The 24,869-nt window shown below is 42.3% G+C and carries 22 protein-coding genes; 14 read left to right on the top strand and 8 right to left on the bottom strand.

The genetic code is table 11. The features are described from left to right. Window positions 1-41: 41 nt before the first annotated feature. The 9 genes from LAQ65_RS06605 to LAQ65_RS06565 all read left to right on the top strand — a co-directional run bounded on the left by LAQ65_RS06605 (window position 42) and on the right by LAQ65_RS06565 (window position 7,171). On the top strand, window positions 42-644 hold the full coding sequence (locus LAQ65_RS06605) for an RNA polymerase sigma factor (RefSeq protein ID WP_224116157.1): 603 nt from the start codon (window positions 42-44) through the stop codon (window positions 642-644). Then, window positions 625-1,962, top strand: coding sequence for a PorT family protein (locus tag LAQ65_RS06600; RefSeq protein ID WP_224116156.1), 1,338 nt, complete (start codon window positions 625-627; stop codon window positions 1,960-1,962). The genes LAQ65_RS06605 and LAQ65_RS06600 overlap by 20 nt, the downstream gene beginning before the upstream one ends. Window positions 1,963-2,056: 94 nt before the next feature. Then, window positions 2,057-2,884, top strand: a complete 828-nt coding sequence (locus LAQ65_RS06595; protein WP_224116155.1) for a hypothetical protein — start codon at window positions 2,057-2,059, stop codon at window positions 2,882-2,884. Continuing rightward, window positions 2,884-3,297 (top strand): OB-fold putative lipoprotein, encoded by a 414-nt coding sequence (locus LAQ65_RS06590; RefSeq protein WP_224116154.1) that lies wholly within the window; start codon window positions 2,884-2,886, stop codon window positions 3,295-3,297. Before LAQ65_RS06595 ends, LAQ65_RS06590 begins: the two co-directional genes overlap by 1 nt. 30 nt (window positions 3,298-3,327) lie before the next feature. Continuing rightward, window positions 3,328-3,702, top strand: coding sequence for a c-type cytochrome (locus LAQ65_RS06585; protein ID WP_224116153.1), 375 nt, complete (start codon window positions 3,328-3,330; stop codon window positions 3,700-3,702). Window positions 3,703-3,728: 26 nt separating this feature from the next. Further along, complete coding sequence (locus tag LAQ65_RS06580; protein WP_224116152.1) at window positions 3,729-4,268, top strand: YceI family protein; 540 nt, start codon at window positions 3,729-3,731, stop codon at window positions 4,266-4,268. A gap of 17 nt (window positions 4,269-4,285) precedes the next feature. After that, on the top strand, window positions 4,286-5,197 hold the full coding sequence (locus tag LAQ65_RS06575; protein ID WP_224116151.1) for a DUF5777 family beta-barrel protein: 912 nt from the start codon (window positions 4,286-4,288) through the stop codon (window positions 5,195-5,197). A gap of 573 nt (window positions 5,198-5,770) precedes the next feature. After that, on the top strand, window positions 5,771-6,811 hold the full coding sequence (locus LAQ65_RS06570; RefSeq protein ID WP_224116150.1) for a DUF4097 family beta strand repeat-containing protein: 1,041 nt from the start codon (window positions 5,771-5,773) through the stop codon (window positions 6,809-6,811). Between the two features lie 105 nt (window positions 6,812-6,916). Beyond that, window positions 6,917-7,171: a hypothetical protein gene (locus tag LAQ65_RS06565; protein WP_224116149.1), complete on the top strand. Its 255-nt coding sequence runs from the start codon at window positions 6,917-6,919 to the stop codon at window positions 7,169-7,171. A 43-nt stretch (window positions 7,172-7,214) separates the two neighbouring features. On the opposite strand, the gene LAQ65_RS06560 is transcribed toward LAQ65_RS06565, so the two are convergent. From LAQ65_RS06560 to LAQ65_RS06545, 4 genes are read right to left on the bottom strand one after another with little or no spacing between them, the layout of a single operon-like run. Then, entirely contained in the window at window positions 7,215-8,798 is a 1,584-nt protein-coding gene (locus LAQ65_RS06560; protein ID WP_224116148.1) for a DHA2 family efflux MFS transporter permease subunit, read from the bottom strand. Between the two features lie 23 nt (window positions 8,799-8,821). Then, the gene (locus LAQ65_RS06555; protein ID WP_224116147.1) at window positions 8,822-9,937 is read right to left on the bottom strand and encodes an HlyD family secretion protein; all 1,116 of its coding nucleotides are present in this window, start codon (window positions 9,935-9,937) and stop codon (window positions 8,822-8,824) included. 29 nt (window positions 9,938-9,966) lie between these two features. Beyond that, on the bottom strand, window positions 9,967-11,319 hold the full coding sequence (locus LAQ65_RS06550) for a TolC family protein (RefSeq protein WP_224116146.1): 1,353 nt from the start codon (window positions 11,317-11,319) through the stop codon (window positions 9,967-9,969). A gap of 54 nt (window positions 11,320-11,373) precedes the next feature. Continuing rightward, complete coding sequence (locus LAQ65_RS06545; RefSeq protein ID WP_224116145.1) at window positions 11,374-12,030, bottom strand: TetR/AcrR family transcriptional regulator; 657 nt, start codon at window positions 12,028-12,030, stop codon at window positions 11,374-11,376. 197 nt (window positions 12,031-12,227) lie between these two features. Between LAQ65_RS06545 and LAQ65_RS06540 the strand changes: the two genes are divergently transcribed. The 3 genes from LAQ65_RS06540 to LAQ65_RS06530 all read left to right on the top strand — a co-directional run bounded on the left by LAQ65_RS06540 (window position 12,228) and on the right by LAQ65_RS06530 (window position 14,783). Continuing rightward, on the top strand, window positions 12,228-12,680 hold the full coding sequence (locus tag LAQ65_RS06540; RefSeq protein ID WP_224116144.1) for a hypothetical protein: 453 nt from the start codon (window positions 12,228-12,230) through the stop codon (window positions 12,678-12,680). Between the two features lie 87 nt (window positions 12,681-12,767). Further along, on the top strand, window positions 12,768-13,370 hold the full coding sequence (locus tag LAQ65_RS06535) for a 3-keto-disaccharide hydrolase (RefSeq protein ID WP_224116143.1): 603 nt from the start codon (window positions 12,768-12,770) through the stop codon (window positions 13,368-13,370). A 45-nt stretch (window positions 13,371-13,415) separates the two neighbouring features. Then, window positions 13,416-14,783 carry a Gfo/Idh/MocA family protein gene (locus LAQ65_RS06530; RefSeq protein ID WP_224116142.1) on the top strand — a complete coding sequence of 456 codons (1,368 nt, stop codon included), beginning with the start codon at window positions 13,416-13,418 and terminating at the stop codon, window positions 14,781-14,783. Between the two features lie 29 nt (window positions 14,784-14,812). On the opposite strand, the gene LAQ65_RS06525 is transcribed toward LAQ65_RS06530, so the two are convergent. Both LAQ65_RS06525 and LAQ65_RS06520 read right to left on the bottom strand, forming a co-directional pair. Then, window positions 14,813-15,103, bottom strand: a complete 291-nt coding sequence (locus LAQ65_RS06525) for a hypothetical protein (protein WP_224116141.1) — start codon at window positions 15,101-15,103, stop codon at window positions 14,813-14,815. Between the two features lie 54 nt (window positions 15,104-15,157). Further along, window positions 15,158-17,812 carry a glycoside hydrolase family 3 C-terminal domain-containing protein gene (locus tag LAQ65_RS06520; RefSeq protein ID WP_224116140.1) on the bottom strand — a complete coding sequence of 885 codons (2,655 nt, stop codon included), beginning with the start codon at window positions 17,810-17,812 and terminating at the stop codon, window positions 15,158-15,160. Window positions 17,813-17,942: 130 nt separating this feature from the next. Between LAQ65_RS06520 and LAQ65_RS06515 the strand changes: the two genes are divergently transcribed. Continuing rightward, a complete protein-coding gene (locus LAQ65_RS06515) occupies window positions 17,943-19,391 on the top strand; it encodes an alpha-L-fucosidase (protein WP_224116139.1) in 1,449 nt (482 codons plus the stop codon). An 11-nt stretch (window positions 19,392-19,402) separates the two neighbouring features. On the opposite strand, the gene LAQ65_RS06510 is transcribed toward LAQ65_RS06515, so the two are convergent. Continuing rightward, entirely contained in the window at window positions 19,403-20,335 is a 933-nt protein-coding gene (locus LAQ65_RS06510; RefSeq protein WP_224116138.1) for an alpha/beta hydrolase, read from the bottom strand. A gap of 81 nt (window positions 20,336-20,416) precedes the next feature. On the opposite strand from LAQ65_RS06510, the gene LAQ65_RS06505 reads away from it, so the two are divergent. After that, window positions 20,417-22,963: a family 20 glycosylhydrolase gene (locus LAQ65_RS06505; RefSeq protein ID WP_224116137.1), complete on the top strand. Its 2,547-nt coding sequence runs from the start codon at window positions 20,417-20,419 to the stop codon at window positions 22,961-22,963. On the opposite strand, the gene LAQ65_RS06500 is transcribed toward LAQ65_RS06505, so the two are convergent. Beyond that, on the bottom strand, window positions 22,944-24,869 hold the full coding sequence (locus tag LAQ65_RS06500) for an ABC transporter ATP-binding protein (protein WP_224116136.1): 1,926 nt from the start codon (window positions 24,867-24,869) through the stop codon (window positions 22,944-22,946). The two genes, LAQ65_RS06505 and LAQ65_RS06500, sit on opposite strands and share 20 nt — an antisense overlap.

The following is a 24,869-nucleotide window of genomic DNA, read 5'->3' as shown; positions in this document are numbered from 1 at the left end:
GGCAACCTATGCTGACAAAGTACCGTTAAATATACCAATACATGAGTGTAATAATAGGTGCTGAGGAAAGCTTACCTGCACTGGTTGCAGGGTGTGCTTTGCTGGACAGGGATAGCCAAAAGAAATTTTATTCGGATTTTTACGGCTATGCCTTCAGCATTTGTAACCGCTATGTGCACCAGCAGGAAGAAACCATTGAAGTGATTAATGATGGGTTTTTAAAAATTTTCCACGAGATCGGGTACTTTAAACCTCGATACGATTCCCTGGAGAACTCGTTAAAAGGTTGGATACGCCGCATATTTATTAATACAGCCATTGATCATGTGCGAAAGGAGAAGGGTAGGTTCCTTTTTGTCCATGACCAGGGAGAAACCCTTGAGAATATCCCTGTGGCTGCCACTGGACTTGAACGATTATCACACAAAGAACTATTGGAAATGATTACCAGATTGACACCAGCCTATCGCATGGTGTTTAACCTGTATGTAATAGATGGCTATTCTCACGAAGAAATTTCCGCAATGCTGAATATTGCCGTTGGTACCTCAAAGTCGAACCTGTCAAAAGCAAGGATTAATCTTCAAAAAATGATTGTAAACAAAGTGACACAACTAGAAACACATGGACAAAGAGCAATATAATTCATTCGACGACCTGTTCAGGGAAGCTGTGCGGCAGCCTGGCCCTCCGGTTAATGAAGAAGCATGGCAAAAAATGGAAGCCATGCTAGACGACGAGAAGAAAAAACGCCGAAGGATTATTTTTTGGTGGTGGTGGTTCGGTGCTTTATTGCTGATTGGTGGAACTATTGCCGTTACAAAATTTCTACGAAGTCCTGGAATTGAAAATGATCAACCGGCTGCAAAAATCCAACAACAACTAATAGAAAGTAATAAAACCAACAGGAATATTTCACCTTCAAACCCTATAAATGGAAAGAATGAAAACCTTTTAGTGAAAGCGGACACGCAAACTAAATCTATTGCTGAAACTGGTGTTTCGCAAATTTCAGAAAACGGTATAGATGCTGGAATAAAACCAATAGTTCCAGGAGTTAAGGCAGCACGTAAGGAGCAAAGGAGAAAAAGTGAAATTTCAAAAATTTCAATAGGGCAAAATATCAAGCAGACTAAAAATGGAAAAGTAAAACAGAAAAATGGCGGGGAAACACAGGAGTTAGGGAATCATGATGAAGTATTGGTTCAACCAGAATCTGTAGAAACAGCACAGCCGGTAATTGCAGATACTGTAAAACCAATAGCGCAGGAAACACCGGAAAATTTGGCAAAGCGGTCTGCTGATAGCATGACGCAACAAGCCGCAACAAGCCAGGCCGCCAGCAAAAAGATAACGGCTAAACTGGCACATTTATATATATATGGAGCAGGGGCGCCGGAATGGTCGTTTGTTAAAAGCCGGGGAGTGGGAGATGCGGCATTATCATTTGGTGGTGGTGTAGGGTATAGTTTCAATAAGCATTGGGCAATACAGGCTGGAATTTTCAGGTCTGGTAAAATATATACCGCTGGTGAAGGAGACTATACGCCCAAGCCTGGTTCATATTATGATAACCCGAATTATGTGATTGAATCTGTGGATGCAGATTGTTCCGTTCTGGAAATCCCAATTTCGGTCCGGTATATTTTTGCCCAGCGTAAAAAAAATAATTGGTTTGCAATTGCCGGCTTAAGCTCAGCAATTATGAAAAAGGAGCATTATGAATATGATTATTTGCGCTATGGTAATCCTGTTTATTCTACTCATACCTTTGAAACCGGTGTATTTAATTTGTTTTCCAGCGCTAGTGTTTCAGTGGGTTATGAAAGAGTATTAAACAAAAAAATTTCCATATTGGCAGCACCTTATTTTAATATACCATTACGCGGTATTGGTGAAGGGAAAGTGTTTATCTATTCTTTTGGCTTACAGGCAGGCCTTAAATATAATTTACCATTTTAAAGAAATAATTTTTCTGAAAGCAACCTTTTTAAGGTTGTGTACGATTGGTTGGTTTAGTAATAGTTGGATAACTCCATAAGTTAAATCGATCAATATGTCAGTAAAATCATTTCGCATTTCGCCGGTTTATTTTCTTCTCCTGGTTGCGTTATTTATTTCCTGTAGCAAGAGTGGAAGTGATACTCCTGCTGACCCATGTGCAGGTGTTACAATTACCGTAAGTGCAACAACAACAAATACAACAGGCCCAGGAACTACTACAGGCTCAATTGCGGCAACTGGTTCAGGTTCCACAGGGTTAACATACAGCCTGAATAATGGTGCCTACCAGCAGTCCGGCACATTCAGCAACCTGTCAGCCGGATCATATACCATCACTGCAAAAACTGCTGCAGGATGTACAGGTACCGGAACATTTACAGTACTTAATGGAGATCCATGTATTGGTAAAACAATTACTGTTTCCGCATCCGGTAATAATTCAGACAAATGTACACCCAGTGGAAAAATTACAGTTGATGCAGCCGGCAGTACAGGGTTTACTTATCGCTTAGGAAGCAGTGGTACCTACCAGGCGGACAATAGTTTTCTTAATGTTGCTCCGGGTGATTATACAGTGTATGCAAAAGATGGGGATGGTTGTGAAAAAACAACCACTGTAACCGTGGCGGCGTTGCCAAATGGTCCTTTATTTGCAGGCGTCGTATCCCTGATAAACAGCAAGTGTACCACTTGCCATGTAGCCGGCCATTCTTCCGGACTTGATTTTACCATTGAATGCAATATCGTTGCCCACAAAGACCAGATTAATACCGCAGCTGTAATAAACGGCAATATGCCAAAAGGTGGACCAGCATTAACTGCAAATGAGAAAAAAGTGATTACAGACTGGATCGGCGGAGGTGGTAAAAGCAGTAATTAATGAAACCTATTCAAAAGAAAAGGATGATACTGGCTTTTGTTCTTGTGGTTATACTGGGGGTGGGGATAGAATACAGTTTTTACCTCTATAATAAACCGCGAATAACTGCCTTGGTCAGTTCTACTGAACTTCGGATTGATGCTGCAGTTTTATTCAGGGACTATAAGCAGGATGAATTACTTGCTAATCATAAATACCTGAACAAAATAATTGAAGTGAAAGGAATAGTCCAGGAAATTGATTCATCCTCAGGTAATATGTCTGTTCTTTTACTTACCGGTTCGGAAGGGGCAATAAACTGTTCAATGGCTGTAATGCCTAAAGCCGATATCCATAAAAAGGAAATTTTGGTTAAAGGTAAATGTGCAGGATTTATGATGGATGTAATGATGGTGGATTGTGTAATTCCATGAAGTAAATAATAACATAAAATAGATCAGATTATGCAAAAGAAATTGAAGATTGCTATTTTCCTTACGGCTTCTGTAGGAGCATTTTTTTCCTGCACCAAAGACAACGCTGCCAGCCAGAATGCGAATACCAGCTGTAATACTGAGAATATGTCTTTTTCAAAAGACATACAACCCATTGTTTCTGCAAATTGTACAGCATCCTGCCACAATGCAGCAAATCCAACGGGTAATAGAATTTTCACCAGTTATAGTGGTGTGGCAAATGCCGTCGATAACGGCAAGCTAATTGGTGTTATTTCCCATAGTCCGGGTTACACTCCAATGCCACAGGGTGGTGCCAAATTATCTGATTGTAATATTTCAAAAATCAAAGCCTGGGTAGACCAGGGTGCTTTGGATAACTAGACTGGGTTTACCAAAAATATTGACCTATGAGAAAGATAGCCCTTCTTTTTATTCTGGTTTGTTCTTATATAGCTGGCTTTAACCAACACTATATTACAAGGAATGGTGTCGCCCGTTTTTATTCCAAAACCGACCTTGAAGATATTGCTGCGGAAAACAAACAGTTACTGGCAATTATAGACCCTTCCGGCAGAAGCATTGCAGCATCTATACTTATGAAAGGTTTCCTTTTTAATAAAGCCCTGATGCAGGAACACTTTAACGAAAATTATGTGGAAAGTGACAAGTACCCCAAAGCAGTTTTCGAAGGCGTATATACTGATCCGGTCGATGCCGGAAAAAATGGCACTTACAAATTGTCGGTAAATGGAAAACTAACCATCCATGGGGTTACCCGGGAAATTTCCCTGCCTGCGATTTTGGAGGTGATAGATGGTGTTTTAAAGGGCAAAGCTGAATTTCAAATTACTCCCGAAGATTATAAGATCAATATCCCTTCATTAGTACGTGATAAGATTTCTAAGAAAGTGGATGTGTTTATTTCATTTGAGTGCAAAAAACAATGAACCAGATAACGTTCTTTATGCGAAAACTACTTCCTTTTGTTTTATTGTTTGCAACTGTTTCTTCGTCTGTTGAAGCCATGGCTCAGAATGACAGTGCTTCCTTATTAAATGAACTATCAGGTATGGCTCCGGAAATGGCTAACCTGCCGGTAACCGGAACTTTTAAAGGAACTTATATCCTCAATACAGCTAGTATTGAATCACCTGCAAAGGGAGTTTTACAGGTTATGATTATGCACAGGTTCGGCAAATTGAGCGATGGGGCTTATGACCTTTTCGGATTAGACAATGCTACGATCCGGCTCGGCCTGGATTATGGCATAACTGATCGCTTGATGGTGGGTATCGGGAGGAGTTCCTTTGAAAAGAATTTTGACGGATCATTGAAATATAAAATCCTGAGACAAACTACCGATAACAAATATCCATTATCAATTAGCCTTAATACCGGCTTAACTTATACCACTCTCAGGTATGCCGACCAACCATACCTTGATGCCACATATCGGACAAAATATTTTACCCAGCTGATGTTAGCGAAGAAATTCAGTACAGCGTTCTCTTTGCAGGTAACGCCCAGTTGGTTACATTATAACCTGGTGCCTGAGGCGGTGGATAAAAACAACATTTTTGTATTAGGTGCAGGTGGGCGTATCAAATTAACAAAACGGCTTAGTATAAACGGGGAATACAATTACCTGTTCCCTAACCAGGTTGTTTCAAAAGAAGTATACAATTCACTATCTGCTGGTTTGGATATTGAAACAGGAGGGCATGTATTCCAGTTTATATTCACTAATTCGAGAGGGCTGGTTCCTCCCGTTTTCCTTGCAAATACAACTGATAGCTGGGGTAAAGGTGGTATTTATTTTGGCTTCAATATATCCAGGGTCTTTAATACGGGGCAAGCAAAATCCATTCCAAAGTAGTATTCATATATAATTCCTTCCATTGCTTTTTCATCAATGTTCTTACCTCTGTTTCCTCGCAACCATTTCCAAAATCCTTCCCTGTCACACAAGGATTGAAAAGTTTGTATTAAAAGCGTGTCAAAACTGAGGTCCGGGTCGGTCATAGTCGGTCGTAGCGATTCTAACGTGTCCAGTACAATTGGTAGTAAACCGATACCCGGACTCAGTTTTTATGGGCAAATCTTATAAGCATTTCTGTCTGGAAAAGGTCTGACGCCAATGCTATACTGCTAACCCGGGGTTTTACTCTCATATATGGGGATTAAATATTTTCACTTGGAACTCCAATTGCCTCAGCAAATATGACCATTACATTCCCTTCCTGGTGTGGAGTCAAAACTGCATGACCAGAACCACAATAGGCAGTAAAAGCATCCAGGTCTTCCCGATGAGAGAATGAATGCCAAATTCGGACATTAAACGTATCAAAAACGAACAGTAGTAAGTCTATGGAAAAATCTAAAACCAAGGTATTCAATCATTTAGTGACTTGGCATTCTCTTGGTATAATCCCTTTCAAAATTAAAAAACATGAGAAAGTTGCTTTTCATCCTGCTGCCGGTAATTGCCATGCAGGCCCGGGGACAGAATCCCGGAGCCCAACAACCCTATTTGACCCAAAATTTTGGTAAGGAAGCCGTCCGGAATATAAGGGTTGAAACAACCGGTGGAAATATTTCAGTTCAGGGCGTTGATGAAGGCACAAGGATTGAAGTATATGTTTGGGCAGGTAACAAGAAAAGTTCAGAATATTCTAAAGAGGCAATAAAGAAAAGGATAGATGAAGATTATGACCTTAATATTTCGGTGGTTAATAACCAGCTGATTGCTACTGCAAAGCCAAAGAAAAAAAATGGCAACTGGAACAGTACCCTAAGTATTTCCTTTAAAGTATTTACATCAAGGAATGTATCCAGCAAACTTGTTACCAGTGGAGGGAATATTAGTTTGAGTGACCTTGAAGAAGGTATGCAGGATTTTACCACTAGTGGGGGCAACCTTGAGATTAATCATGTTGGCGGAACAATTGATGGAGTAACTTCCGGTGGGAATATTTCTGTAACTGATACAAAAGCTAAAGTTGAGCTGACAACCAGCGGTGGAAATATAAATGCAACAAATTGTGAAGGAGAACAAAAACTGTCGACCTCCGGTGGATCCTTGCATTTAAGCAGGTTAAAAGGGAAAATCAAAGCAGTTACCAGTGGTGGTGATGTTCAGGGAGACCAGGTTTCGGGTGAATTGTCTGCAAGTACATCCGGCGGGAATATTGATTTAAGCAATATATCTGGCAGTCTTGAGTCTGCAACAAGCGGTGGAAATATCAGGGTGAGCATGAAAACTACGGATAAATACCTAACGCTAAGTAATTCAGGCGGAAATATCGATTTGCAGCTGCCGGCTGGCAAAGGATATGACCTGAAATTACAGGCTGACCAGATAAGAACCTCTACACTTACAAATTTCAGTGGTGATGTAGAAGACCATAGCATAAAGGGAAAACTGAATGGCGGTGGTATCCCGGTTACTGTTCATGCCAATAGCGGAAGTATCAATTTGACTTTCCTATAAAAAATATGGCGGGTATGGAACCAATCGCACTAAGTTCACCACGATTAACAGGAGTTTTGCTACCATCCCTGAACTGTATGGCGGACGGTTTGTAATACGTTTTTTTTGATCTTTTTCGAAGTTACAGTTACTACCAATTACATCCCTGTGCCGCTTGACGACCTGGACCTGTTTGATTGGGATGTTGAACAATACGAATACAGCTCCAATTTTTTCATTATCCTGGAACCGGGGATTCAGGTTGAATTCAACCTGCTGAAATGGATGCGATTCAGGCCTGGTTTTTTTGGGGTCGTACTTTTAGAAGCAGTAGTAAAGGAGTTTTGGATAATGACCTTATCGGGGTATCAGGAAACCTGACACTAAAGTTTGTCCACTTTTAAACGCCCTGCCAAAACTTTATTTAATGTGCTGCCGCTGCAGCTGAAAGGTCAGATTTCTTCAATTTATGTGTTTTGACCATCAATATAAAGGGCACACAGACCAAAAACAAAATTCCTATATAGAGAAATACGTCCATATAAGAAAGCACTGCAGCCTGTTTTAAGGCGGAGATATCCATCATTTTATGTGCACTGCTGATAGCCTCGTTCTCGGGCATACCGCTGGCAATAAACCGGCTTACCAAACCATTAAATTTAGACATGTACAATGTATTGTCTGGTGTATAATGTTCGATCAACCTTGCGCGATATACCTGGTTCTGTTTAGACATATAGGTAGTGATCATGGCAATACCGAAAGACCCGCCCAATTGGCGCATCATTCCGGTGAACGCTGCACCCTGTCCAATTTGTTGTCCCTTTAAAGTGGAGAGCGAAAGGGTAGTTACGGGGATAAACAGCATGCCCATACCAATTCCCCGGGCAATCAGCATCCAAAAGAAATTATCTGCAGAAGTATCGGGTGTTAGAATTTTATAGCCCCAAAAACTGTAAACAAAAAAGATCAGAAGGCCTATGGCAACAAGTAAAGGCTGACTCACTCCTTTTTGCAACAATTTGCCAATTAAAGGCATCATAAAAGCTGTAGTTAAGGCTGCAGGAATCATCAGCATACCTGCCTGCTGGGCGGTCCAGCCTAAAGTGCTTTGTGTATATAAGGGAATGATGAAAGTTGATCCATATAACCCAAAGCCCATGATAAAAGACATAATTGTACCTATGCGTAAATTTCCATTTTTTAATACCCGCAATTCTACAATAGGGTTATCGTAGGTAAGTTCCCTCCAGATGAAGAAAAAGAAACCAAGCACTGCCGTAATTGTGGTAATAACAATGGTGGAACTATTGAACCAGTCTTCTTCCTGACCACGTTCCAAAACATATTGCAAGGAGCCAACAAAGGTGGTCAGTAATAGTATCCCCCAATAGTCGATTTGGCTGGAGCTTGTTTTTTCAGTGTATTTTGGACTGCGAACAAATTCCATGATCAAAACGGCTGCAATAATCCCAATTGGGATATTGATATAAAAAATATATGGCCAGGAAAAATTAGTGACGATATAGCCACCTAGTGGCGGGCCCAGGGTAGGTCCGATGATCACGCCAAGTCCATATATAGCCTGTGCCATACCTCTTTTTTCCGGTGGATAACTTTCAGTAATAATGGTTTGCGAGGTTACCAATAATGCACCACCTCCCAGACCTTGTACAAACCGGAATGCGACTAATTCCCAGATATTCGTGGCATTACCACACAAAAAGGAAAAGATGGTAAATATGATAACAGATGCCGCAAAATAATTCCTGCGGCCAAATTGTTGTGAAAACCAACTGGTCATAGGTACAACAATAACGTTTCCGATAGCATAGGCAGTAATGACCCAGCCAACTTCGCTTAAAGTAGCACCCATATTGCCTTTCATATCGTTAAGGGCTACGTTTACAATGGTGCTGTCAACAATTTCAAGCAGCGCACACATAATTGCTGTAATCGTAATGATTACCCTTCTGCTGCCATATTCAACCAGGGATTCCTGTTGCATAGTAATGATCTGGTCTTGATGAATTATTCCGCTTTGTCAAGGTGAACATCAACTGAAACGTTCATGCCTGGACGAAGGTTTTCTAGTTTTTCATTTACTTCGGTAAAATCAATTTTCACCGGGAGGCGCTGCACTACCTTTACAAAGTTACCACTGGAATTGTCTGGTGGTAATAAAGAAAAACGTGAACCTGTAGCAGGTGAGAAGGAGCTTATTTTACCAGCGAATTTCTGTCCGGGAAATGCATCAGCGGTTATGATCGCTTTCTGGCCTTCTGCCATTTTATTCAATTGGGTTTCTTTGAAATTAGCAACAACCCAAATGGAATTACTTTGTACCAGGGAAAAACATGCTTGTCCGGCTTGTATGAACTGTCCAGGATGAACGTTTACTTTTGATACCCGGCCATCTGCGCCAGCAGTAACAACTGTATAGGTAAGGTTAAGCGCTGCAGCGTCACGTTCAGCTATGCGCTGAAGAATATTCGCATTAGAAACGTTTATTTGCTTTGCAGTGGCCTTACTTTGGGAAGCAGTGGCATTGGTTTGACGGATGGCTACTTTCCTTTGTTCATCCAGAACCTTCAATTGCTTTTCGGCAGTTTGTTTGGCCGCAGACGCCTGCTCATATTGTTGCTGTGTGATGCTGTGGTCCGCAAACAGGTTTTCATAACGTTTAAAATCCTGTTCTGTTCTCCAGAGATTAACTTTTGCGGTTTCGATCTGTGCATCAATTGTAGCAACATTCGCCTTCGTAGTTGCAATATTAGCTTCAGACGCACTGGTATTAGCCTCAGCGGCGCCAAGGCTGTTTTTTGCAGCCGCAATAGCGGCTTCAGCCTGTTCCAGTTTTAACTTGAAATCGCGATCATCCAATATTAGCAGGGTGTCGCCTTTTTTAACCAGTTGGTTGTCTTTCACTCGGACTTCGGTGATATACCCACCAACCCTTGGGATAACGGGACTGATATCTGCTTCTACCTGGGCGTCATCAGTATCTTCATGGTGCTGTCCATGAATGTACTTTGTAATACCGAACGCACTTCCACCCAGTACCAGGATGGCGAATACAACAATAAATCGCAGGTTCAGTTTCTTTTTTCCTTCAACAGGAATCGGTTGATTTGCTTTTGGTTCCATAATCGGTTCAATACATTAATTGTATATAATTATTTACTTGCCGGAAAATTGGTTGAAAGTATTCCGGCGCTCTCTGCAAGTTTGTAATTGCTGACTTGCGCATCAGCCTTCGCGAATTCAATATTCAGCTGTGCCCGCAGCCTGGCCACATTTGCATCGAGTACCTCAGTAGTCGTTGCAAGGCTATTATTAAATTTATTCTTGACGATGCGGTAATTTTCATTGGCTTGTTCAACTGCCTTTTCTAATACTGCAATCTTCCTGATTGCCAAAATTGCTTCCTGGTAGTCTTTGTTGAGCTGCATCCGAATGCCATCATTTAACATGGCCTGGCTTACAATTATTTGTTGCTGTCGAGCTTCGGCCTGACTGATTTTAGCTTTTGTTTTCCATAAAGAGGAAACACTGTATCTTACGCCAAGGCCCAGGTTTGTTGCATTTGTAATAGTCAATAGTCCCGGAATATCTGCTGCAATTAATCCTCCCGTAACTGCAATGCTGGGGTAATAATCTCCCCTGGCAGCTGTTATTGAACTGGCAGATGCCTTTTCACGCTGTTTCAATGCTGCAAGATCCTTCCTGTTATCTGCCGCAAGGGTCTCCCATTCTTCCAGTGATTTGTCCACAGCCAGTTCTTTAGCTGGAAAAGAAGTTTGCAATATTGACGTCTCTGGTAACCCAAGCAGGATATTCATATTCACATTTGCCAGCTTCCGGTCTTTTTCAGCTTCCAGTAAAGTAAGTTCCAAGGTAGATACTTCGAACTCCGCTTTCAGTAAATCATTTCGTGCCAGCAGGCCGTTTTTTTCGAGGCTGGTAAAATCTTTCACCCTTTGGTTTGATTCAATTAATGATTCCTTTACTACACCGATAGCTGCATCTGCTTTATACAGATTTGTATATGCCAGTATGATATTTTCAATAACTGCACCACGATCGTGGTCACTGTCGAGCTTTGCTGCTTCAGCAAGGTAACGGGCACTTTCAATGCCTGATTTTATTTTGAAACCAGAAAAAATTGGCTCGCTCACATTAAGTGAACCATAAAAAACACTATGAACTTCAATAGGTTTTGTTGCCTGTCCGCCGCCACTGCCGCCGAGAGCGCCTTTCAGGCTTTCATCCACATTAATATTGGGTCTTGGTAAATATAGCGCAGATCCTGAAACCGAAACATCCGGCAATTTATTTTCTTCAGCTTGTTTTAGGATTGCTTTCGCTTCATCAATTTTCGCAGTGGATAATTTTAGTTTATTGCTATTCTTAAGCCCCAGTTCGATAGCTTCCTCCAGGCTTATTGGCCTGATATCCTGTGCCAGGGCCGGAACTGCGGGGAGCAGGAAAGCCAGGAATAAAAATTTAAATACGATAGACGGTTTCATCATGCTATAATTATTGTTTGCCTTCAATCAAAAAATGCCAGGTCGTTGAACAGGTTAGGTAATAGGTTGTGTTAAAGCCGCTTTCATCATTTGGAATAAATGCACCTTAAGGCGTTCCCGCATCATATTCCCAAATTCTTCTTCAGATAAATGCTCACTTTGATAAATAATTTTTAAGTAATCAGCATTATTACATACACTCATCAGTGTTCCCATCATGGTATGCATCAGTAAGGATACATCGACTGTATTTTTAAAGAAATTTTTCGACTGCCCCTCATCGATTAACTGCCTGATCATACCTTGGTTGCGCTGTTTCGTCGCATTAACGATCTTGCTGATATTTTTGATTTCTTTAATAGCTGGTTCACGGTTCATTATCTGGTAAAATGCGAAATTGTTAATTAGTTTGTCTACATAACTTGTCACCAGTATTTCCAATTTTTCGAAGGGGTTGAGGACGGTATTTTCGAGCAAGGCTTGTAATACGACCCTGCTGGAATCAATGCGGTACACAAATAGGGCTTCAAGTAGTTTTTCCTTTGAACCGAAATAATAAGAGATCATAGCCACGTTAACCCCGGCCGCCTGGGCAATATCCCGAACCGAGCTGGCAGAATAACCTTTTTCTGCAATTAACTGTTCTGTTGCCAGCAAAATAGCTACCTGCTTTTCAGAATAATGGAGATCCTGGGGGAGATTTTCTTTCATTGCGACGCAAAACTAAACAAATGTTTAATTAAATTAAACGTTTGTTTAATTTAATTATGATTTTCTTAACAAATCTGTTCATGCATGTATATGCAGCCGAAAATTCCCCTCATTTGCAGTGTATTAAGGTTTGCAGCTCTTTTAAATCGACTAAGTTTGGGCCATGCCTACTGGCAAAGCACAAAGGAAGATTGATTATGATGACCCTTAAAGAAACAATTTATTCATTATACAGTGTTGCACTTCAGGAAAAGATCAGCCTTTTGCAAAGTTCCCTTGATGACCTGAAAGAAAGTGGTAAAAACGAAACAAAAAGTACTGCCGGTGATAAACATGAAACTGCTCTGGCAATGCTGCAATTGGAACAGGAGAACATACGGAACCAGCTAAAAGAAGCCATCCGGCAATGGGATGAGTTGGAAAAAATTGATCCAGCCAAGGCAAGTTACATGGCTGGTAAGGGAAGCCTTATCAAAACCAATCGGGGGTATTTTTTTCTGAGCCTGGCTTTAGGCAAACTAAAGGTAAATGGGAATGACATCATTGCTTTATCAACCCAATCACCCTTGGGCAACAAATTTTTAGGCGCAACTGCAGGCCATTCTGTTACCGTAAATGGTAATGTTTATTTCATAGAAACGGTGGAGTAGTAAAATCCCCGGATAGTAATTCAAGTAATCTTCCTAATTTATGCCCCAGCCAATTTATTATTTAAAAATTGCCTAAATTAAACAGCAATGAAAAAACTAACTGTCCTAATTGTGGTGTTATTCCTTACAACACAGCTATTCAGCCAACATTTTACAAAAATTTTCAATGGTAAGGACCTGACCGGATGGACCACTCATGGTACAGAAAAATGGTACGTTGAAAAAGGTGAATTAATTTGTGAAAGCGGTCCCGATAAACAATATGGTTATCTGTCAACCAATAAGGACTATAGGGATTTTATCCTCGAGCTGAAATTCAAGCAGGAGGCCAATGGTAATAGCGGCGTTTTTATACGCTCAGGAATTGAAGGCACAAAAATAAGTGGCTGGCAGGTTGAAGTGGCACCGATAGACCAGCACACCGGTGGTATTTATGAATCATACGGAAGGGGATGGCTGATATTACCAAAACCAGAAGATGAGAAAAACCTGAAAGTGGGTGAATGGAATGAAATGAAAATCCAGGTTATTGGTGATGAAATTACCAGCTGGTTAAACGGCAAGCAAATGGTTTACCTGAAAGATGAAAAAATTGGTCAGGGCCATGGCTTTATTGCTTTGCAAATTCACGACGGCGGAGGCATTAAAGTAAGGTGGAAAGATATAAAGATTAAATCCCTTGATAAATAATTAAGTACTCTTTTTGAATAACAACCAATTGATAAAGCATTACTAATGGAAAGAAAAAACGGATCATCACGCAGGCATTTTTTAAAACACCTTGCAACCGGAACTGCCGCAGTTGCAGTCGGCTCTAATTTGTTTGCTGCAGAAGAAAGGAATATTTTTCAGCAACAACTTTTCCGAAAACCATTTAGTCCGAATGACCAGGTTAATATCGCCCTTATAGGTGCGGGCGGAATGGGTACTCAGGATACAATTACAGCATTGGGTGTACCAGGTGCCAAGCTGGTAGCGGTATGTGATCTGTATAATGGCCGTTTGGAAGATGCCCGCAAAAAATGGGGGGCCGACTTGTTTACTACCCGCAGTTATAAAGAACTTTTGAACAGGAAGGATATTGATGCGGTGATTGTTGCTACTCCTGATCACTGGCACCAGCAAATCTCTATCGATGCCATGAAAGCAGGTAAGCATGTGTATTGTGAAAAACCAATGGTGCATGCAATTACTGAAGGACCTGCAGTTATCCAGGCGCAAAAACAAACCGGTAAAATATTCCAGGTCGGTAGCCAGGGGGTTTCTTCACTGGGAAATGAAAAGGCGAAAGAATTGCTGAAAGACGGTGCTATCGGCGAATTAAATTATGCTGAAGGTTTCTGGGCCCGCCATTCACCGATCGGCGCATGGCAGTATCCCATACCTGCTGATGCTTCCCCAACCTCCGTTGACTGGGAAACTTTTATCAGCAATACGACAAAACGGCCATTTGATGCAACGCGGTTTTTCCGCTGGCGCAATTACCGCGATTATGGCACCGGAATGTCAGGTGACCTTTTCGTTCACCTGTTTTCGAGCCTGCATTTTATTACGAACTCGTTCGGTCCTAATAAAGTATATGCATCTGGCGGTTTGCGCTACTGGAAAGACGGCCGTGAAGTACCCGATGTGTTACTAGGGACTTTTGATTATCCGGAGAGCCAGGCACATCCAGCATTTAACCTGTCACTCCGTTGCAATTTCGTAGACGGAACCAGCGGCACTACTTATCTTAAACTTGTAGGAAGCGAAGGGTCAATGGATATTACCTGGGATAGCGTAACCGTAAAGCGCAATAAAACTATCGAATCAGATGATCCTTTCTTTATTGAACAGATGCGGAAAGCTGGAAAACCTATCACAGACCGTAAAAGGATTCTTGCACCTGAAGAATATACTTTTGCTGCAGAAAAAGGATACCTGGGTGGACCGCACGACCATTTCGTGAACTTTTTCACTGCAATCCGCAATGGCGGATCTGTAGTTGAGGATGCTACATTTGGATATCGTGCAGCAGCACCGGCATTATTATGCAACGATAGTTACAACCAGGATACCGCAATGTTGTGGAACCCGGAAAAAATGCAATTAATTAAAAAATGATTTTTAGGGAGTTGTAAAACTCCCTTTTTTTATTTCTGCATTTTTAATGCACCTGATTTAATATATTGTAATCCTTCTTCAGTTAAGGTTACAGTGGAATCAACCCCATGTTGTTTAAAGTTCACCAATTGTTCATTTGCCAATTCCTGCAGGTGAACAATAATGCTATCCCATGGAAGGGTCTGCCTAAGGATTATCTGGTTTGGTTTACAAGAATAACGGGTAGGCGAAGGAGTATCCTGAACAATCGAATAAAGTATTTCTAAAGTTTTGTATCGGTTATTCATATCTACTAAAATAACAAGATTATCCCTACCCATCGGCCCAAATTTTTGAATGTGAATAAGTTTAGCCGGTTGGTGGGTAAAGAAAGTTTATTCTTTTACCGTTAGCGTTTCCTTTAGCCGGATATCCCTTGAAGAAGCACCAATCATTATGCGGAAATCACCGGCTTCCTCGGTTTCCTTCAGCAAATTGTCAAGCATACGCAGCATTTCCGGTGTAATTTCGAAACTGATTTTCTTTTCTTCGCCCGGTTTCAGGCTGACCCGCTGAAAACCTTTTAATTCCATAACCGGCCTCGAAATCGAGGCCAGCAGGTCGCGGATATACAATTGAACCACTTCTTCCCCTGCCTGTTTACCTGAATTCCTTACCAGGCAGCTCACTGTTGTTGTGCTTCCTTTCCGAATATTATTTTGGCTGAGCTCAATTTGGCTGTATATAAAACTGGTATAGCTCAATCCATAGCCAAATGGAAATAAGGGCAGGCCCGATAAATTATAATAATCATCACCTCTGCCAGTTGACTTATGATTATAAACCAGGGGCAATTGCGCTTCATGTTGCGGAAAGGTGATTGGTAGCCTGCCTGCAGGATTATAATCTCCGAAAAGTATGGCAGCCAGCGCATTTCCCCCTTCTTCCCCGCTGTACCAGCTGTCAATAATACCATCCACTTTATTGATCCATTTGTTCATGGTTATGGCACTGCCACCGGTAAGCACAACTATTACTGGCTTTCCTGTTGCTGCGATTGCTTCAATCAGTTCTTCCTGGTGACCGGGGAGGGACAGGAAAGCCCTGTCCTGGAACTCCCCTTCATGGATGCCTGCAGTTATAATAGCAACATCTGACTGCCTCGCAACTGCCACAGCCTTACTGATCTGCTGGCGCCAATTGTTGTTTTGCCCAACGGTCCAGATTAAACGAATTTTGGCATTGCCTACCGGTTCATAAAATTCCACCCGCAGGTCATACTTTTTATTTTCTTCAAAATGCCACCGGGCCATTTGGGTACTGTAGGATTGCTTTTGCCAGCGGTCTACAACAAGCTGGTTATTGATGAAAAGCCGGTAGCCATCATTTCCATCCAGGCCAATGGAAAAGTTGCCGGTTTCCGGCGATACGATTTGCCCGGTCCAGCGCACCGAATAAAAATCGAGGTTCACAGGTTCTCCAGGTGAAAACAGTGTCCAGGAAAAATTCAGTTCAGGATCGGTACGGCTCATTACTGGTTTGCCCTCTAATACCACGTTATTGAAATACTCGCCTTTTAAACCAGGCCCGTTTAAGCTGCTTAAGAATTTTGACGGGACCACTGTCCAGCTTTCTGATTGAATACCCGCACCAGGGGAATAGTTTACAGTAATATTTCCCGCTCTTTTTTCAATACCTTTTAATATACTGATGGTGCCATTACCTTTGCCACTATAGCCGCCAAGGCGCCCAGCTGTGGCTTCTTCCCCAATTACCGCAATCCGCTTGATTTTTTGGGGTAATGGCAAAACATTGTTATTATTTTTCAATAGCACCATTGATTTCAGTGCGGCTTCCCGGGCAATTGCCTTGTGCCGGTTTTCACGTTGTAATTGCTGTATAAGTTCTTCAGATACATAAGGATTTTCGAATAAGCCCAGTTCAAATTTGGCGGTTAATACCCGCGATACGGCATCGTCAATCCTTTTTTGATTCGCTTCCCCATTCAAAAAAGGAGCAATGAATAATTTATGGTGCTGGTAATCGGTTTGGAAAATAACATCCAATCCATTGTTAATGGCATTCTTTCCAGCATCTGCATATGTTTTTGCCGTATAGTGCAATACTACATCGCCACCAACCGCATTGGCATCTGAAATTACAAATCCTTTGAAGCCCCAGTCATCCTTCAGTTTGTCGGTTAATAACCAATGGTTTGTAGAACAGGAATGGCCATCAAGGGAATTATAGGCAGTCATCACTGATCTTGAACCACCTCTTTCTATACAGGCTTTAAAAGGCACCAGGTAAATTTCATCAAGTAAGCGTTCATTCCAGTGAATAGGATAGCTGTCGCGGCCTCCATCGCCTACATTGGCCAGAAAATGTTTCGGCGTAGTAATAATGCCCATATGTTCGAAAGATTTTACGAAAGCAACACCCATTTCGCTGGTCAGGAAAGGATCTTCGCCATAGGTTTCTTCGGTTCTTCCCCAACGAACATCGCTGGCTATATTAACAACCGGAGATAAGATATCCCTTATTCCCCTTGCTTTTGTTTCTGTCGCAATAGCGGAGGCTACCTTGCGCATAACTGCAGTATCCCAGGTAGCGGCCAATGCGATAGACTGCGGGAAAGCTGTGGCTCCATCCCTGACCAATCCATGCAGGGCTTCATCAAATGCTATAACGGGAATGCCTAACCGGCTTTCTTCCACAAAATATTTTTGTATGGCATTTATTTTCCTGGTCAGCGCGACCGCATTTTCTGATGTATTATAAGTAAGCAATTGGCCGCCTGCATCACCTTTCGAGGCAGCACTTACCTGGAAACCAAATATCCCATGGCTGTACTGGTCTTTTGTTGCTTTATCAAGGTCGCCGGGAATCATAAACAATTGCCAGAATTTTTCCTCGGGGGTCATCCTGGAAAGCAAGTCCTGAACCCTTTCAGGTATTGGTAATTTCGGGTTTTTATAGGGTGCAAGCTGTTGCCCAAAGGTAATTTTGGTGCATAAAAAGAGCAGAAACAGTAAACTTGAAATTCTCACTTTGCGTATTTTTAATTATTCTGGCATGATGCTGAATTGATACGTAAATCTAGTAATGTTATAGTTTACAGCAGCACCTTGGAAAGTACAAAACTGACTGGAATTTATCCAATTTTAAAAAAGTTTTACAGTGAAAATAATCACCCTTTGCCTGGCTTTTTTTGTGGGAACTGTTGCTGTTCAGGCGCAGGAACATAATATGTCTTCCGGCTATGTTCGTCCGGTGGACCCGGAAGTCTTACAGAAACTGGCACATTGGCAGGACCTGAAGTTTGGCCTTTTCATGCACTGGGGTACTTATAGTCAGTGGGGGGTAGTTGAAAGCTGGAGTATCTGCCCGGAAGATGAAGGCTGGACCCAGCGCCGCGGGCCTTATTCAGCAAATTATTATGACTACAAAAAGGCCTATGAAAATTTGCAAACCAGTTTTAACCCAACCCGTTTTAATCCTGAAAAATGGGCGGCTGCGGCAAAAGATGCCGGAATGAAATATGTTGTGCTCACCACAAAACATCATGATGGGTTTTGCATGTTTGATACCAAAGAAACAGATTATAAAATAACGGATGAAAAAACTCCCTTCTCTAAAAATCCACGGAGTAATATTGCGCTGGAAGTGTTCAATGCCTTCCGGAAAGATGGGTTCATGATTGGTGCTTATTTCTCAAAACCCGACTGGCACGTACCCACTTATTGGTGGCCCTATTTTCCGCCCAAGGACAGGAACGTAAATTATGATCCTAAAAAATATCCTGAAAAATGGACTGCTTTCAAGCAATTTACGCATAACCAGATACGTGAATTAATGACCGGTTACGGAAAAGTTGATATTCTTTGGCTTGACGGGGGCTGGGTGCGTCCATTCGGGTCCATTGATCCAAAAGTGGAGTGGCAGCGTACGATTCCTTATGACCAGGATATTGATATGGCTGCTATCTCTAAAATGGGCAGGTCATTACAACCAGGACTAGTGGTGGTTGACCGTTCCGTTGGCGGTGAGTTTGAAAATTATTTTACGCCCGAACAAACAATTCCTGCCAAGCCATTAAATTACCCCTGGGAAAGTTGTATTACCATGGGAGGTTCCTGGAGCTATGTGCCCAATGATACCTATAAGCCAACTAATGAACTAATCCATATGCTGGTTAGGATCGTATCCCGTGGTGGAAATTTCCTCCTGAATATTGGTCCCTCACCCGAGGGCGATTTTAGTGATACTGCATATAGCCGGTTAAAGGAAATCGGGCAATGGATGAAAATCCACGGAGAAGCTGTATATGGAACCATTCCTCTGGCACCTTATGAATATGGCAATGTTGTTTACCTGCAATCCAAAGACGAGAAGACCATTTATGCCTATGTACTAAGCGATAAGGATGGCCATATGGAACTGCCTGCACAGATATCCCTGGCTGGGATGCCTGTTCGAAAAAACAGCCAGGTATCCTGCCTGGATGCGCCGAAGGAAAAATTAAAACTGGCCCTTGTTAATGGTGTGTATACAATTGTTCCAACTGACAAACTAAAACAAAAAGCAATTTCCTTCCAGTACGCCACAACCTTTAAAATTGTGTTGTAACCGGATTGTTCTTATTTGGGATTTAGGCCCTGTTCAGAAAGAAAGTTGCAAATGAATGAAGCTGATTCCCTGTAGCGGCGCTTTGCTGCGGCGCCTGTAAAGAAAGGATTGAAATGCCGCTGTAATTCATGATCGTAGCCCTCATAGATCTTTATCTTGTTAGGAATACCAATGGCGTCGGATTGCCTGTTAATTACCCTGCTGCCAAATAGGGTGCTGTCCGTGTAATCAATCGGAACCACTCTGTCTTTCGAACCATGAATGCTTACAATTGGCACCCTGGCATTGAATAGCCAGGTTGAGTCAAATATGGCCCCCCAGCAATTGACAATGGCGCTGATGTGCTGTTCTAAAACTGGCATAATGAGACTGTCAGCTCCTGTTAATCCAATTATTTGTGCCATTTTTCTGCGATTGCCATAAACAGCTTGCAGGGCGACCATTGCACCGGCGGAATTCCCTGCCAGGATAATTCTTCCTGTATCTATACCATAATTTTCCATGTTTTTCCTGAAAAAAGCAATCACCTGGTTGAGGTCTGCCATTGCATCAAAGCAACCTTCCGCAAGGTCCCTGTATTTAGACAATGTCCGTTTTTTGCTTAACCGGTAATTAACGGATGCGCATACATATCCCCGCTGTGAAAATGCTTTACTGAATATTGGAGTACTGTTCGACTTTTTGCTGCCCAGTTTAAATCCGCCGCCATGCATCATTATGATTAAAGGCCGCTTTTGTAAGGAATCAGTTTTAGGAGAATAGAGGTCCAGTAAATAATAACTTTTCTTAATCCCTTTTTTTGCCGGTACTCCGTAAGAAATATTTTTTTTCAATTCAATTTCCGGAAATAAAATGTCTTTGGGTTGTTCCACTCTTTTCTGCTGGGCCAGGCTGAGCTGTACGCAGGAAAACAATGCCAGTGAAAGGAAAGATAATTTCAGCATGGAAAAAAAACATTGAAAAATTACGAATTTTAAAGGGAATTTCTTGTCACTTAATCCGCGATTATTAGGTATTTTTCAGGCATGAAGAGAAAAATATTTTTAATCTTTCCATTATTGTTCCTGTTACCTATGTTACAGGCCCAGACATCAAAATTATTCCCGGCAGGGAAACTGGCAGTGCAGTGGGTTCTCGAAAGCAATAATTATGGGGGGAAGCCAAAGGCGCTGAATATACTAACGCTAACCAATAAGGGGAAAAGGGATTTTCCGAAAAGCGGCTGGACGATCTATTTCTCTACTTCATATGATATTACACCGGACCGCGTTGTGGCCGGATTACAATATGCCCATGTTAATGGGGATATCTTTAAGTGTTTTCCTACTGCAGCATTTGAAGGTATCAAGCCCGGCAAATCCATGAAATCAGATTTCCTTTCTGATGGGAAAGCATTGAATAATGTCGCTGCCCCTTCAGGCCTTTATATCGTGTGGGATACATACCCCGACCAGGGATTTGCTTTAACAGATTATAAGGTGTTGCCTTCAAAAGATACTACTGAAAATTATAAAACGCCTGCAATTGTCTATGAAGAAAACAAGCAGGTTGAAGAGATCGCCGCCAACAAGCTTCCGGTAGTATTTCCTACACCGGTATCTTTTACGGGAGGCGATGCTTCTTTTTCCATCGACCAGGATATTGCCATCATAACTGGGAATGAATTTGCTGCCGAAGCTGATTTTCTGGCTGATGCAGTAAGCCGCCTTATCGGAAAAAGACCCGTGATTGCAAGCACATTTATACAATCCGTCAGGTCAATAAATATTATTAAAGCGCCTATGAAAGAAGAGGCATACCGCCTAGTTATAAATAAGGATGGTATAGAAATTTCTGCAGGATCCGGTGCCGGGGTATTCTATGCCATACAATCTTTGCTGAACATGATTTCACCAGATCATTTATCTGAAGTAAAAAAATCCGTTCCTATTCCCGCTGCCACCATTGTGGATGAACCGCGTTTTGGCTACCGGGGCTTTACCTTAGATATAGCAAGGAATTTTCAGCCCAAAAATGAGTTACTAAGGATAATTGATCTAATGGCTATGTACAAATTGAATAACCTTCACTTGCACTTTAATGACGATGAGGGCTGGCGTATTGCGATGCCTTCCTTCCCTGAATTGACAGCTATTGGTTCGCAACGTGGACATACACTGGATAGTAAAAAATGGTTGCCACCATCTTATGGTGCCGGACCTGATCCCGGAAAGCTGCCCGCCAGCGGATTTTATACCAGGGCCGAATTTATTGACATCCTGCGTTATGCTAAGGCAAGGCACATTGTTGTGTTGCCGGAAATAGAAACCCCGGGGCATGCCCGTGCTGCAATCAAGTCGATGGATGCCCGCTATGAAAAATATATGAAGCAGGGCAACCCTGATGAAGCAAAGAGATACCTGCTGCGCGATATAAATGATCAATCTGTTTACAGCACAGCACAGCAATGGACAGATAACGTAATGTGTGTGGCTTTGCCTTCTGTATATAATTTTATTGAGAAAATTGTTGATGATGTAGTATCAATGTATAAGGAAGCCGGCGCACCGCTTACCACTATTCATTTTGGTGGTGATGAAGTTCCTGATGGTGCCTGGGAAAAATCCCCTCTTTGCCAGGAACTGGTAAAGCAGGATCCTTCGTTACAAGAAACCAATGACCTATGGTATTATTATTTTACCAAAGTTGATCAGATCCTGAAAAAGCACCAGCTAACCCTTTCCGGCTGGGAAGAAGTTGGTATGCGGAAGACCACATTGAAAGGCGTTAAGAAACTGATTGTAAACCCGGTGCTGGCCAATGAAGGCTATCGGTTGTATGTATGGAATAATATGGTAGGCTCGGGCAATGAAGACCTTCCGTATCGTCTCGCTAATGCTGGTTACAAAGTGATACTGGCACCAGTGAGCAATAATTATTTTGATATGGCTTATTATAAATCGACTGAAGAACCAGGTTACTTTTGGGGTGGATTTACTGATGTTGACAAAACTTTTTCTTTTACGCCTTTTGATTACTTCAAAAATACAAAGGAGGATGCAGCAGGCAATCCTGTTGGTCCCGAAACCTTTATAGGTAAGGACCAGCTTACTGCATACGGACAAGCAAATATTGTTGGATTGCAGGGCCTGATCTGGTCGGAAATGGTAAGGAGTGAAGAAAGGCTGGAATATATGGCCTTGCCAAAATTACTTGGACTTGCCGAGAGGGCATGGTCACCAGATCCTTCATGGGCTAACGAACCAGATACAGTAGCAGCAGGGGTTGCCTACAAGAAAGCATGGTCAACCTTTACCAATGTGCTTGGAAAACGGGAATTGCCCCGTCTTTCCTATACTTCCGGCGGCTACAAATACAGGATTCCTGCACCAGGTGTGCTGGTCAAAGATGGCCTGGTATTGGTGAACCAGCAACTTCCGGGTTTTGTGCTTAAGTATTCTACCGACGGGAAAGAACCTTTAATTACTTCGGCAACCTATACTGAACCAATAACTGAAAAAGGGACTGTCAGGGTTCGTGCTTTTGATGTAACTGGAAGGGGTAGTCGAATTGTTACAGTGGTAAATCAGTAGCTTTGTTATCGGGAACAGATCCGGTTAGGAGGCTAAATTCGAACTGCATTTCATTAAGCTTACGGTAAAGGCAGTTTTGGTTCATAAGTTCAGCATGCGTGCCGGATTCATGAACCATTCCTTTATCAATAACCACAATCTGGTCAGCGTTCCTGATCGTAGACAACCGGTGGGCAATTACGAATGAAGTGCGTCCCTGCATCAGGTTTTCCAGTGCCTCCTGCACCAGTTGCTCACTCTCGCTGTCCAATGATGATGTAGCTTCATCGAGAATCAGGATCGCGGGATTTTTAAGGATAGCCCTGGCAATTGCAATACGCTGGCGTTGGCCGCCACTTAGTTTGATTCCCCGCTCACCCACCAGGGTATCATACTGGTCGGGGAATTTTGATATGAAAAAATGGGCGTTCGCCTGCTTTGCTGCTGCAATGATTTCCGCTTCACTTGCTCCCGGTTTTCCATAAGCAATATTTTCACGGATGGTTCCTCCAAACAACAATACCTCCTGCGGAACAAAAGCCATCTGGTTCCTTAGTTGGGTAAGGGGAAAAGAAGTGGCAGGACGGTCATCAAAATACAAAGTACCGGAATCGGGTTGGTAAAATTGCAATAGTAAGGATGCTAATGTAGTTTTCCCGGCACCGCTGGGTCCTACAATTGCAACTTGCTGTCCATTAGAAGCAGTTAGCGAAAGATCTTTTAAAACTGGAACATCTTTTCTTCCAGGGTAACTGAAAGCAACGTGTTCAAACCGAACATTACCCCTCAAAGTGTAAGCAGTTTCAACAACGGTGGGTTGCAGGCTTACTGCTTCTCCTTCTGACCGGAGAATTTCCCGGACACTTTGCGTTGCACCCAGGGTTTTCTGTAATTGGGAAAACATATCCGCGAAACCTGCGAATGTGCCGCCCACGAACATTGAAAAAATAACAAACATCGTTAAGGATCCAATGGTTAGTTCCCCGTTTTGGATCATATTGGCCCCATACCACATAACAAATGCGATGGCCCCAAAAACGCTAAATATCATGAAGGAAACAAATGCGCCACGGTACCGCGCATTCGCGATGGCCGTATCGACTACAGCAAAAATACTTTTTACATAACGGCCAATTTCATAGAACTCACTGGTGAAAGCCTTTACAACGGTAATGCCCTGGAAAGTTTCCTGCACAATTATCCCGCTTTCTGCAAGCTGGTCCTGTGCCTTTCGCGACATTTTCCTGATTCGTTTGCCAAAGACTACGGCAAGCACAGCTATTACAGGCACTACAGCCAGCATAACAAGTGCCAGTTTAGTGCTGATCCAGAATATGAAAACAAGACCAATAATAAGTGTGAAAATCCCCCTCAGAAATTCAGCCAGCGTAAAGGAAATGGCGTCCTGGATCTGCGACAGGTCAGATGATATGCGGTTGCTTAATTCACCCACCCTTTTCTCGGTAAAAAAACTCATGGGCATGGTGAGCAACTTACTGTATACATCCTTGCGCATCCCGGCTAAAGATTTCTCACCCACTTCTGTAAGCAGGTATACACGCATGAAGGAAAATATGGTTTGTATGGAAAGTTGTATGAAAATTAGCAGCAGCGTTGTGTTAAGGCTCCAATGAATATTTTTCAGGGAAATTCCAAAGGGCATTCCTGTACCCTGGCCTGCCATACCTGGTATATTGCTTCCCGGTGATGCGGCGTCAATCATTTTTCCGAGGAATAACGGGAATAAACTGGTTGTAAAGGCAGACAATCCAATAAATACCAGGCTCATGATAAATTTGGCCTTATATGGCTTCAGGTAAGAGAACAATACCAATGCCTGTCGCAAACTTTCTTTGCTTATTTTTACTTTAGGCGGTTCCTCCTGTCTTTTTCCGTTACTATTAAATCTGCCTCTTTCCCTCGCCAT

This window comes from Flavihumibacter profundi (genome assembly GCF_020076305.1).
Taxonomy (GTDB): domain Bacteria; phylum Bacteroidota; class Bacteroidia; order Chitinophagales; family Chitinophagaceae; genus Flavihumibacter; species Flavihumibacter profundi.
The sequence above is the reverse complement of the archived record's forward strand: the minus strand, read 5'-3'. Positions and strand labels throughout refer to the sequence as shown.